Source organism: Eubacterium callanderi (assembly GCF_900142645.1).
Taxonomy (GTDB): Bacteria; Bacillota; Clostridia; order Eubacteriales; family Eubacteriaceae; genus Eubacterium; species Eubacterium callanderi.
Genome location: NZ_FRBP01000001.1, coordinates 47700 through 59694 on the forward strand (window position 1 = coordinate 47700; position 11995 = coordinate 59694).

Consider the following 11995-nt stretch of genomic DNA (forward strand, 5'->3'; position numbering starts at 1 on the left):
AGAGATGATACGGCATAACGCCGCATCATCTCTTTTTCTTAGTTTTCTCTCTGGCAAATATATTTTGCCATATCCTCTAAAAACGAAGTGTCATGGTCAATGGTTGCCAATGCGTCCAGCGCACCGTTTTCCAGCTCTCGGATTTTTTCCTGTGAGGAAGCCATCCCGTAAAGGGAAACAAAGGTTGATTTGTGGTTCTTTTCATCGCTGCCGACCGGCTTACCCAGAGTTTTTTCATCTCCGGTTACATCCAAAATATCATCGACAATCTGGAAAGCCAGGCCAATTTTTTCGCTGTAGGTCTCCAGGGCGTCGCGTTCCTCACCTGTCACCTTTGCCACGAACCCGCCGCACAGCACTGCTGCTTTCAGCAGAGCACCTGTCTTATGAGCGTGAATGTAATACATTTTTTCCTCATTGATTGCCTCGTTCTCACTGAGAATGTCGCCTGTCTGGCCTCCGATCATACCATTTACGCCAGACGAATGTGCCAGGTAGCTGAGCGCCCGGGTATAATGGAAAGTCTTTGACGGATCTACCGGGATGCCGGCAATGGCTGTTTCCATCGCATAGTTCAAAAGCGCGTCTCCTGCCAGAATAGCCATATTTTCACCGTATACCTTATGGTTAGTCGGCTTCCCGCGGCGCAGATCATCGTTATCCATGGCTGGCAGGTCGTCATGTATCAACGAGTAGGTATGAATCATCTCAATGGCACAGGCCAGCGGTTTGACATCTGCAGAATCGCCCCCCAGACAGCGGCAGGTTTCTTTCATCAAAATCGGTCTCAAACGCTTCCCGCCCGCAAAAAGACTGTACTTCATGGCACTGACAATAATATCCGGCGTATCAAACTTCCGGTCGAAGCACGCCAGCAGCTCATGATCTGTTTCCTTTACTTTTTCCAATAGGGTTTCTTTAAATGGTTTCATTCCTCTGTTTCTCCTTCATAAGGCATTTCCTGATTATCGGCTGTCAAGATCGTGACCTTTTCTTCAACGCCGTCCAAATCACTGCCGCACTCCTTTACCAGCTTCATGCCCTCTTCAAAAAGGGCCAGTGACTTCTCAAGATCCAGATCATTCTGCTCTAAAGCCTCTGCAATGGTCTCGAGCCGGGTAATTTTTGTTTTTAATTTTTTGGTTGCCATTCAGCCCCCTCCTTTATCACAGAAACGATGACCTCGCCATCGTGGAATTTTAATTTCATGGTTCCCGCGGCCTCAGCCTCAGCAGCTGAGCGTACAAGACCGCCGGATTTATCCTCAGCCAGAACATAACCACGTTTCAGCACTCCCAGCGGATTCAGAGCATCCAGCCTCCTGGATACTGACTCCACCCTGCTGCGCTGCCGCTCAATTTCAAACCGCATGCCTCTCAGCATACGGTCCTGGAGCGCGTCCAGGTATAAGCGCATATCCGCCACCTGATTTTCCGGCCCGCTTCTCAAAAGCCGGGCAGCAGCCTGTGTCAGTGCCATACGGTTTTTTTCAATATGGCGGTTCATCGCTTTGAGCAGGCGGGATTTCAGCTGGGTTAACGTCCCTGCCCATTCTAACAGGTTCTCAGCTACCAGTTCACCGGCTACAGACGGTGTTGGCGCACGCATGTCCGCCACAAAATCCGCAATGGTAAAATCCGTTTCGTGCCCTACTGCTGAAATAACGGGGAGCTGCGAGGCATGGATCGCTTCGCCCACAATTTCCTCATTAAAGGCCCACAGGTCTTCCATGGACCCGCCGCCGCGTCCGATAATAATCACATCTGCGTTGCCAAGACGGTTAAAGGTTTCGATCCCTCTCGCAATCTCTTCTGCCGCGCCGTCTCCCTGCACAAGGGCCCCGTAGATGACAATATGAATCTGAGGGTTTCTCCGCCGGATGACTGAGATCATATCGCGGATCGCCGCCCCAGTAGGCGAGGTAACAATCCCCACTCTGCGGATATACTCTGGCAAGGGCTTTTTCTGCTCTGTATCCAGCCACCCCAATGCCTGATATTTTTCCTTCAGCTGCTCAAAGGCCTTGTAAAGCGCGCCAACTCCCTGGGGCTCCATAGAGCGCACGTAAATCTGGTACTGGCCATTGCGTTCAAAAACTGAAATACCACCCTTGATTGTGATCTTCATCCCTTCCTCTGGCCGGAATTTCAGATTCTGCACATGATTGCGGAACATAACGCAGGCAATACGGCTTTGACTGTCTTTTAAAGAAAAATATACATGGCCTGAGGAATGAAACTTCAGATTGGAAATTTCTCCCTCTACCATAAGGTTTTTCAACACGCTGTTTCCATCCAGCATGGTTTTAATAAAATGATTGACTTCTGTAACGCTAAGCGCCCGGGTAATCATAGGAACCCCCTTTATGTCATGGTTTCAATCCCCAGCAACGCGTTTCCGGCGGCATTGTCGGTCGCGTAGCAGGGTTTCGTAAAGTGCAGGCGCAGATGCCTGCGGCTCAGCTCTTTCTCGATAAGTCCCCGGATGATCTGATTTGACATAACACCGCCTGAAAACAGAACATCCCGTACACCATAAGTGGCAGCCGCCAGCGCTATGGCCTTCGATAATGTCTTGGCGATACAGCGGTGGAGCCCATAGGCTACCTCCTCCGGCGCTGTCCCCGAGTCCAGAAGTGCTGCCGCTTTGTTTTCCTGCCCCGAAAAGTGAAAGTTCGTTTTATCAACGTTTGACGGTATCACACAGCTGCGCTCTACTGCTTGCAGCGCCAGCTGCTCCAGCGCCTTGCCGGCAGGAAAAGCGTAACCCAGGCGTACACCCACCCGGTCAATGAGCTGTCCGGCATTCAGGTCCAGGGTCGCCCCCGCTATTTTACAATCATACCCGCTTTTCCTTGAGTTTACCAACAGTATCTCAGAGGTGCCTCCAGAAAAATGCGTTGCCAAAAGTGGAAAATGGAGTTCTTCCGGTTTCATTCCGCTGCCGTAAATGGCGCTGCGGATATGATTCTCCTGATGGCTCACCGCAAAGGCGGGAATCCCAAACAGACTGCCAATGGTTTTTCCGCATCCAATGCCTGCGCGAAAAACCGGCATGTACGAATCCTCCAGAGGGCGCGGCCGGTCCGAGTAACACACCACCTGCAACCGCTCCCGCATTTTCAAATTTTCAGGAATGCTCTCAAAAAGCACCGGCAGGTTTTTAACATGCTGATACAGGGCTTCTGACTGGCGCAGCCCGCGTTCGCCGGGCTTCACCTGAAGCAGAAGCCCTTTTTCATAAACCACTTCACCATCAGCATCAGCGACAGCAATGGAGGTTGTGTAATTACTGGTGTCAATTCCCAGAGATAGACCATCCATGTGACATCAATCCTTTGAAAGCTCGTCTGCGTGCTCGACCGCCACTCTATTGAGAATACCATTGATATAGGTTTTGCTTTCTTCTGAGGCGTATTTTTTAGCCAGCTCTACTGCCTCGTTAATCGCTACCTCCTTTGGCACCTTGGTGTATAAAAGCTCGGTAACGCCCAGACGCAGGATGGCCTTTTCCATTTTCGGCACGCGGCTGAAATCCCAGGTTTCCTTTAAATGGCTGGCGATCAACGCATCAATAGCCCCTTGATTTTCAAGAGCAGCGTTGATGACCTTCTTCGCATAGCCGCCTGTCATACCTGACACTTCATCTTCAGGGTCACCCTGTCCCGCCAGCTCAAAAAAATTTTTGAGGCTGGTATCCAGCTCTGCATCCTCCGCGTGAAAATCAATCTGGAAAATCCCGCGCAGAGCCAGTTCTCTCTCTTCTTTTCGATTCATTTTTCGACTCATAGTTACCTCTATCTCACAGTATAAAAGGCCGCAAGAATACTCTCACAGCCTTTTGAATGCTTTTTTAATATTTTCCGCTGCCTTCCACGTGAACATTAACCTGCGCCACCTGATTGCCGGTCATAATCTCAACAGATTCTTTGACCTTAATCTGGGTTTTTCTGGCAATCTGGGGAATGTCAATTCCCAGCTCTGTAATCACATGCACGTCGATATGATAGCCATCTTCCTGGCGCACAACCTTTACGCCCTTAGAAACAGCAGAAGGATAAATCATATCCAATATTTCATCAGACATACGCATAAACATTTTGTCGATGCCGTCCACCCCCAGCGCAGCCAGATTCGCAATCGAACAGACCATTTCGTTAGAGATTTCCTGAGGGTTTAATTTTTGGTTTTCATCCATTTTATACACCACCTATTCGTGATGATGTCCGCACTGACACCCTTCGCCATGGGTTAATTCTTCAACGACTTTTTCTTCCAGATGAAACTGTTCGCCACATTCAGGGCAAAACACTTCATCATCGTCAAAGGCTTCGAAATCGGTAATATAGACTGTTCCGCATTTTGGACATACAACTTCATAATAATCGTCATCATCGTCAAAATCTACATCATCAAAATCATCGTATTCCTCATCCCAGTCTTCATCCAGAATGAATTCCTCAAGCTCGGTCAGGTCGTCATCAATCATTTCCGCGTAATCTTCCAGCTCATCCTGAGCCTCTGCCAGACCCTCCAGCGCATCGGTCATATCGCCCAATACGTCGATAATCCGGTCAAGCACCTTACCTTCCTTTGTCGTAAGGTCTAACTCAAGGCCTTCTACCAGGCCTTCAATAAAGGCTACCTTTTCACGGATATATTTCATATGCATTATACACGTTCCATGTATTCACCCGTTCTGGTGTCTACACGAATCGTATCTCCTTCTTCTACAAATAAAGGAACGGTAATAACCGCACCCGTTTCCAAAGTTGCCGGTTTATTGGCGCCAGTAGCGGTATCACCCTTGAAGCCCGGTTCGGTTTTGGTAATGAGCAGTTCAACAAAGTTTGGAGCCGCTACTGAGAAAGCTTCTCCTTTGAAGAAACGGATGGTTGCGTTGTCGTTTTCTTTTAAGAACTTCAGCGCATCTTCAACCTGATCGTAGTTCAGCGGAATCTGTTCATAGGTTTCAAGATCCATAAAATAGTACAGATCGCCATCTGCGTACAGATACTGCATTTCTTTTGTGTCAATATGGGCTTTCGGGAATTTTTCAGTTGGGCTGAATGTTTTTTCTACAACTGCTCCAGTCAGAACATTTCTGATTTTAGTACGAACGAAAGCGGCACCCTTTCCTGGTTTTACATGCTGGAATTCCACAATCATGAAAACACTTCCGTCCATTTCAAAGGTCACGCCTTTTTTAAATTCACCTGCTGATATCATCTATAAAATACCTCCAAATATTAAATCCTGTTTCTTAGTCATATAGCTTCTTTTATTCTATCATAAAAGTTTTTGAACTTCAAATTCAACTTCAATTTTTTGTTTTTATTCTTTCCAAGCGACAACTCCGCGCACCGCTCCTGTCAGGTCAGGGACCATCGTTATGGCGCCAAAGCCCTGTGCTTCAAGAAGCTCCGCGACTCTTACCTCCTGGGCATTGCCAACCTCAAGAACAATCGCGCCGCCTTTTCTTAAGTAAGGGCCCGTTTCCCCCGCAATACGCTCATAGAGATCATATCCTGTCACACCGCCTGAAAGCGCCAGCATTGGCTCATAATCCACAATATCTCTTTGCAGCGTTGGGATAATGCCATCAGGAATATAAGGCGGATTGGATACAATCAGGTCAAAAGGCTCAGTTTTCGAAAGGCCTTTAAAAAGATCGCTCTCTACCATCGTAATGTTTGAAAAGCCTAAATTCCGGGCGTTTTCTGCTGCCACCTTCAGCGCTCTGCCCGAAATATCCGTGAGGGTAACCACCGCACTTGGGTCAAAAAATTTCAGTGAGAGGCCGATCGCACCGCTTCCCGTACACAAATCAAGCACACGCGGCTTTCCGGTATCCTGCTTGATCTGTGGAATTACCCTTTCGAGAATCGCCTCTACCAGTGATTCCGTATCCGGCCTCGGAATAAGCACATCTGGCGAAACATGAAAAACCAATCCCATAAATTCTTTTTCACCGGTGATGTAAGCCACTGGTTCAAGGAGCGCCCGACGGTCAATGCGGCTGCGGTACTCCTCGGCGTCTTCAAAACTTACCGCCTTTTGAGGGTCACTGTAAAAAGTGATACGCGCACAGTTCAACACTGATGCCAAAAGCACCTCGGCATCCAGCCTTGGGCTTACAGACCCGCACTGCGCAAGCCTTGTACTCCCCACTTCTATGAGTTCTTTAATAGTATTCATCCTGTTTTTCACAATAAAAAAGCCGGTTACCAGGAACCGACTTTCATTCATTATTCGCCTTTTTTGCCGTATTTTCTGTTGAATCGTTCTACACGACCACCTGTATCTACTAATTTCTGTTTACCAGTAAAGAAAGGATGGCAAGCTGAACAGATTTCAACCTTCAGTTCCGGTTTAACAGAACCTGTTTCAAATGTATTACCACATGCGCATTTAACAACGGATTTACCGTATTCTGGGTGGATACCTTTTTTCATCGAATTCACCTCATTTCGTTCTCGTATTTATATATATTGATACATATATTTTTTTCAACTAAGTTAGTATAACAGATTCTCTGTAAAAATGCAAGTTTATTTTCTCAGGATTTAGATTTTTGAAGGATCTTTTTAAGAAAATCCTCATTATCGGTTGTGCGTTCAAGGGTATTGATAATTTTGTCTGTCAGCTGCACAGGGCTGTTGCCTGCGTACAGTTTACGGATCTGGTAACTGACTTTCAGCTCATCGGGTGTCAGCAGCTTTTCTTCACGGCGCGTACCGGATTTGTTCAGGTTGATAGCCGGGAATATCCGGCGTTCAGCCAGCTCACGTTCAAGGTGCAGTTCCATATTGCCTGTGCCCTTGAACTCTTCAAAAATAATGTCGTCCATCCGGCTCCCTGTATCCACCAGCGCAGTTGCCAGTATGGTCAGGCTGCCGCCGCCTTCAATATTTCTGGCAGAGCCAAAAAACTTTTTAGGAAAGTACAGCGATTCCGGGTCAAGTCCACCGGTCAGGGTCCTCCCTGACGGCTCGACAACCAGATTATTGCCGCGGGTTAAGCGCGTCAGACTGTCCACCAGCACAACAACGTCCTTTCCCTGTTCAACAAGCCTTTTTCCCCGCTCCAGCACAATTTCCGCCACACGGATATGATTTTCGGGCGGCTGGTCAAAGGTAGAGTAGGCAATATCTGCGTCGATGGAACGCTTCATGTCGGTTACTTCCTCAGGGCGTTCATCCACCAGTAAAATAATCAGCTCAATTTCCGGGTGGTTGGAACGGATTCCCTGGGCAATTTCTTTAAGCAGCGTTGTTTTACCAGCCTTCGGCGGCGCCACGATCATCCCCCTCTGCCCTTTTCCCATAGGTGAAAAGATATCGATGATACGCGTTGATACAATGTCTCTGTCTGTTTCAAGGGTAATTCGTTCCTCGGGAAATACTGGCGTCAGGCGTTCAAACCGGGGACGGCTTGCGATCTTTTCAGGAATATCACCGTTGACTGTTTCGACATACAGCAGCGCGTCAAACTTTTCCCCTTCGTTGGGCATACGGATTTTACCCACGATTTTATCGCCGGTCCGCAGATTAAAACGGCGGATCTGGTTAGGCGCGACATAGATATCATTGTCACCGGAGGTGTAGTTGTTCATTCTCAAAAAACCAAAACCATCAGAATTTAAGTCTAAAATCCCTTCCTGCGAGTTCTTAAAACGGTCAAGATTTTTTTTATCATCAGCATAGAGCATACTGTTGATTTTATTGATGATGTCTGAGGTCTGTGTTCCGTTAACCATCTCTAAAAAGAGCATGGCCGCGTATTTCTCGCCCGGTTTTGCCTTCCGCACCTTTCCCCCGACAATATCGCCCGTTTCCAGCTTAAACTTCTGGATCTGCGAGCCTGAAACATAGACCCATTCCTGCTGGGATTTCATTTCCGGAGTCTTTATAAAACCAAACCCCTCCGGCAGTACTTCCAGAGGGCCGGCCATTTCAATACTGTCTTCAATATTGTCTTTGATTTTTGCATAGCGGTGATTATTGTAATTGTTATGGTTGTTATGATGCTGTTTTTCCATCGGCTGGGGCAGCGCACTGCGCTCCTGTTTAGACTTATCTACCAGAGCCCGGTCATTCGCTTTTGTCTCATTCTTTTCCTTAACAGCCGTTTTTCCTTCATTTTTTTTATCGGCAGATTTCCGTTCATCCGCCTTTTTATCGCTGTTTTTAGGCGCTTGTTTTTCGGCCTTTTCCGTTTCATTCTTCTTTTGAGCCGCTTCTTTTGGGGATGGCTCCTCTGTCCTTTTAACCGTTTCTGATTTTTGACTGGCTGCTGTAATCATATCGATAAGCTCCTGCTTTTTCTTTTTGCTCAGTCCGGTAAAGCCTAAACGCTCCGCCTCTTTGCGCAGATCGGCCACAGTCAGCTTTTCAAGATTTGTCGTATCCAATAGATTCCTCCAGAATGTGAAATTTGATTGCAAAACTTATAAATGTAGATTTAAAAGTAAAGATAGATAGTTATGATTACTAATTTTAGCATATCTGTCAGAAAAATACAATAAAAATAAAAACCGCCGGAAAAGCCGTAAAAATCGGCTTTGCCACAGCGGTATAATCATTGCTTTTTCGCCTATGAATCCAGTTTCAGTACTGCCATAAAGGCCTCCTGCGGTACCTCTACGCTGCCTACCTGACGCATACGTTTTTTCCCTTCCTTCTGCTTTTCCAGAAGCTTGCGCTTACGGCTGATATCCCCACCATAACATTTGGCTAAAACGTCCTTGCGCAGCGCGCTTAGAGTTTCCCGGGCAATAATTTTATTACCGATGGCGGCCTGAATTGGAATTTCAAACATCTGTCTTGGGATGGATTCCTTAAGTTTTTTGGTAATAGCCCGTCCACGGCCCACGGCCTTTTCTTCATGGACGATAAAGGATAAGGCGTCCACCAGCTCGCCGTTTAACAGAATATCCAGTTTCACCAGCTTCGCCGGGCGGTATTCCTTGATCTCATAATCCAGAGAAGCATAGCCGCGGGTTCTTGATTTAAGGGCGTCGAAAAAATCATAGATAATTTCATTGAGCGGCAGCTCATAATGCAGGGACACACGTGTTTCCTCGATATAATCCATATTGATATAGGTGCCCCGCCGTTCCTGGCAAAGCTCCATCACAGCGCCCAGATACTCAGACGGGACCATGATTGTCGCGTCCACAATTGGCTCTTCCATGGTGTCAATTTCAACTGGGTCCGGAAGATTGGTGGGATTGTCCACCCAAAGCTCTGTACCGTCTGTTTTGATAACCTTGTAGATAACACTTGGCGCAGTGGTAACCAGATCCAGGTTAAATTCACGCTCCAGCCGCTCCTGAATAATCTCCATGTGCAAAAGCCCCAGGAAGCCGCACCGGAATCCAAAACCAAGGGCAATGGAGGTTTCCGGCTCATAGAGCAGCGATGCGTCATTGAGCTGCAGCTTGGCTAAAGCTTCCTTCAAGTCCTCGTAACGGGCACCATCCGCAGGATATATCCCGCAGAATACCATTGACGTTACTTTTTTATAGCCTGGAAGTGGCTCAGCCGCAGGGCGGTCTGCTGCGGTAATAGTATCCCCGACGCGGGTATCACGCACATTTTTAATCCCGGCGTTCACATACCCGACATCACCCGCGGACAGCTCGTCCACTGGCAGCAGTCCCTTGGCAAAGATTCCGACCTCATCCACCTCAAAATCCTTGCCAATGGCCATCATTCGGATCTTCATGCCAGCCTTGATCTTTCCCTGAACCACGCGCACTGAAGCGATAACCCCGCGGTACTGGTCATAGTAAGAGTCAAAAATCAATGCCTGGAGCGGTGCGTCCGAATCCCCGCCTGGCGCTGGAACATCGCTGACAATGGCCTCCAGCACATCCTGAATATTGATTCCCGCCTTTGCAGAAATAAGCGGCGCATTCTCTGCGTCCAGTCCAATTACATTTTCAATTTCTGCCTTCACCTCATCAGGACGGGCACTTGCCAGGTCAATTTTATTGATAACAGGCACCACTTCTAAATCGTTATCCAGTGCCAGGTACACATTCGCAATAGTCTGGGCTTCAATCCCCTGGGACGCGTCCACCACCAAAATAGCCCCCTCACAGGCTGCCAGGCTTCGGGATACCTCATAGTTGAAATCCACATGACCCGGTGTGTCAATGAGATTTAAGATATACTCCTCGCCATCCTTGGCATTGTAAATAAGCCGTACTGCCTGCAGCTTGATGGTGATCCCGCGTTCTCTCTCGATATCCATGTTATCGAGAATCTGGTCTTCCATATCTCTTTTGCTCAAAAGTCCCGTTTCTTCAATCAAACGGTCAGCCAGTGTCGATTTGCCATGATCGATATGGGCAATAATCGAAAAGTTTCGGGTTCTTTCCTGTTTTGTTAACAAAGTAATTCCTCCAATGTGTAAGTCTATTCGATAAAACACGCTATGTGTCCATTATTTTTATGCTACAGATTATTCTATCAAGAAAAAATTTTTTTGTCACGTTTTTTGTTGTAAATTTATTTTCAATGTGTTACAATCAATACGTTATAAATAAATGAGGAGGTACTCCATGGCTAACATTAAATCAGCTATTAAGAGAGCTAAAACAAACGAAAAGGCAAGATTGCGCAACAAAGCGGTAAAAACAAATTTAAAGACAACCATCAAAAAATTTGATGCTGCAGTTGCAGAAGGCGATCAGGCCAAAGCAGAAGAAGCTTTCCGCTTAGCAGTTAAAAAACTGGATATGGCCGTTACTAAACATGTCATCCACAAAAATGCTGCTTCCAGAAAGAAAAGTACTTTAGCAAGAGCCTTAAACGGAATGACCGAATAACCTCATTGTTTATATATTCCCAAATTAAAACCCGTGTCTCAAGGGTGGGCGCACAGTTGTTAGTGCGCTTTTTCTATTTTTTGAAAGCTAAAGTGGAAGATGCGGCAGAACGCCATATCTTCTCCCCAGCGCATTAAAGCTTGAGTACAAACCATTCCAGACCAAACTCAGGGTCAATCTGTCCTGTTTTCATTTTAAGATCCAGCTCTGCCGCCTCGATCATGGTACGCTTAAGGCCTGCCACCCGGTAGCGCCGGCCATTCTGCAATACCTTTTTAACCACGAAAGGCGCCAGCTTTGCCTCCTTGGCAATGGTGTCCGGAGACATGCGTTTCTCAGAGAGCAGCTTGACCATCAGCATCATACGAATTTGCCTCAGCAGGAGTCCAAAAACGCCAAAGGGGCCTTCTCCCTCAAGATAAAACTGATTAAGCATTTTAAGCGCCGCGCCCTTATTGCCGCCCATGGCATAATCGACCATCTTAAACACATTATCTTCAACCGATTTGGGCATGACCGTCTCTATATCCTCCAGGGTAATGGCGTCACGTTCCCCTACATAGTCAATGATTTTATTCAGCTCGTTATCAACCATTTCCATATTTTTATTATCATTTTCAAGATACAGAGTATCCATGACAAACTGCTCCACTACCCTCTGGCTTGTCCGTTTGCCTGCCAGCTTAAGCCGGCGGCCAATCCATTTTTCCAGATCAATTTTATTCAGCTTGTCATAATCCACAATGGCTCCCTGTTCCTTAAGGGTTTTATATACCTTCTTACGCTTGTCCGGACTGCTGTCACAGAGAATAAGCACCGTACTGCCAGATGGTCTTTCAATGTATTTGTTCAGAGCTTCCACGGTTTTCTTATCGCTTGTCTTCGTCAGGCCTGCGCTTTCGCGCACAATAACCACCCTTTTTTCACTCATAAGCGGCAGCGTCTCGCACACAGACAATATCTCTGATATATCTGGATTTTTGTCCTCAAACACCGCCAGATTCAACTGCTCCAAGCCAGGCGCGATCACCGTTTCTACAAGAGTGTGCTCAACCATATTCCCGATGTACTGCTCCGGCCCCGCAAAAAGATACACTGGTCGCACCTCCTTCTGCTTGATGGCCTTCATTAGTTCCTGATATTTCATGTTAACCTCTTA

14 protein-coding genes are annotated in these 11995 nt (G+C 47.1%); 1 reads left to right on the forward strand and 13 read right to left on the reverse strand.

Annotated elements, in window-relative coordinates:
- Positions 1 to 38 precede the first annotated feature (38 nt).
- The 12 genes from BUC22_RS00230 to lepA form a co-directional block, all read right to left on the reverse strand.
- The gene (locus BUC22_RS00230) at positions 39 to 932 is read right to left on the reverse strand and encodes a polyprenyl synthetase family protein (RefSeq protein WP_013381748.1); all 894 of its coding nucleotides are present in this window, start codon (positions 930 to 932) and stop codon (positions 39 to 41) included.
- A complete protein-coding gene (gene xseB / locus BUC22_RS00235; RefSeq protein WP_013381749.1) occupies positions 929 to 1150 on the reverse strand; it encodes an exodeoxyribonuclease VII small subunit in 222 nt (73 codons plus the stop codon). Before xseB ends, BUC22_RS00230 begins: the two co-directional genes overlap by 4 nt.
- A complete protein-coding gene (gene xseA / locus BUC22_RS00240) occupies positions 1132 to 2352 on the reverse strand; it encodes an exodeoxyribonuclease VII large subunit (protein WP_013381750.1) in 1221 nt (406 codons plus the stop codon). Before xseA ends, xseB begins: the two co-directional genes overlap by 19 nt.
- 11 nt (positions 2353 to 2363) lie before the next feature.
- Positions 2364 to 3323, reverse strand: coding sequence for a Kae1-like domain-containing protein (locus BUC22_RS00245; protein ID WP_013381751.1), 960 nt, complete (start codon positions 3321 to 3323; stop codon positions 2364 to 2366).
- 6 nt (positions 3324 to 3329) lie between these two features.
- Entirely contained in the window at positions 3330 to 3776 is a 447-nt protein-coding gene (nusB, locus tag BUC22_RS00250) for a transcription antitermination factor NusB (protein ID WP_041689920.1), read from the reverse strand.
- 76 nt (positions 3777 to 3852) lie between these two features.
- Positions 3853 to 4197: an Asp23/Gls24 family envelope stress response protein gene (locus BUC22_RS00255; protein ID WP_013381753.1), complete on the reverse strand. Its 345-nt coding sequence runs from the start codon at positions 4195 to 4197 to the stop codon at positions 3853 to 3855.
- A gap of 12 nt (positions 4198 to 4209) precedes the next feature.
- Positions 4210 to 4671, reverse strand: coding sequence for a CD1247 N-terminal domain-containing protein (locus BUC22_RS00260; protein ID WP_013381754.1), 462 nt, complete (start codon positions 4669 to 4671; stop codon positions 4210 to 4212).
- Positions 4671 to 5228, reverse strand: coding sequence for an elongation factor P (efp, locus tag BUC22_RS00265; protein ID WP_013381755.1), 558 nt, complete (start codon positions 5226 to 5228; stop codon positions 4671 to 4673). The genes BUC22_RS00260 and efp overlap by 1 nt, the downstream gene beginning before the upstream one ends.
- Before the next feature lie 105 nt (positions 5229 to 5333).
- Positions 5334 to 6248: a peptide chain release factor N(5)-glutamine methyltransferase gene (gene prmC, locus BUC22_RS00270; protein WP_013381756.1), complete on the reverse strand. Its 915-nt coding sequence runs from the start codon at positions 6246 to 6248 to the stop codon at positions 5334 to 5336.
- On the reverse strand, positions 6248 to 6454 hold the full coding sequence (gene rpmE, locus BUC22_RS00275; protein ID WP_013381757.1) for a 50S ribosomal protein L31: 207 nt from the start codon (positions 6452 to 6454) through the stop codon (positions 6248 to 6250). The genes prmC and rpmE overlap by 1 nt, the downstream gene beginning before the upstream one ends.
- Positions 6455 to 6558: 104 nt before the next feature.
- Positions 6559 to 8412: a transcription termination factor Rho gene (gene rho / locus BUC22_RS00280; protein WP_013381758.1), complete on the reverse strand. Its 1854-nt coding sequence runs from the start codon at positions 8410 to 8412 to the stop codon at positions 6559 to 6561.
- 182 nt (positions 8413 to 8594) lie between these two features.
- Positions 8595 to 10400, reverse strand: a complete 1806-nt coding sequence (gene lepA / locus BUC22_RS00285) for a translation elongation factor 4 (RefSeq protein ID WP_013381759.1) — start codon at positions 10398 to 10400, stop codon at positions 8595 to 8597.
- Between the two features lie 169 nt (positions 10401 to 10569).
- Between lepA and rpsT the strand changes: the two genes are divergently transcribed.
- Positions 10570 to 10836, forward strand: a complete 267-nt coding sequence (gene rpsT / locus BUC22_RS00290) for a 30S ribosomal protein S20 (RefSeq protein ID WP_013381760.1) — start codon at positions 10570 to 10572, stop codon at positions 10834 to 10836.
- A gap of 133 nt (positions 10837 to 10969) precedes the next feature.
- On the opposite strand, the gene holA is transcribed toward rpsT, so the two are convergent.
- A complete protein-coding gene (gene holA / locus BUC22_RS00295; protein ID WP_013381761.1) occupies positions 10970 to 11983 on the reverse strand; it encodes a DNA polymerase III subunit delta in 1014 nt (337 codons plus the stop codon).
- Positions 11984 to 11995 lie beyond the last annotated feature (12 nt).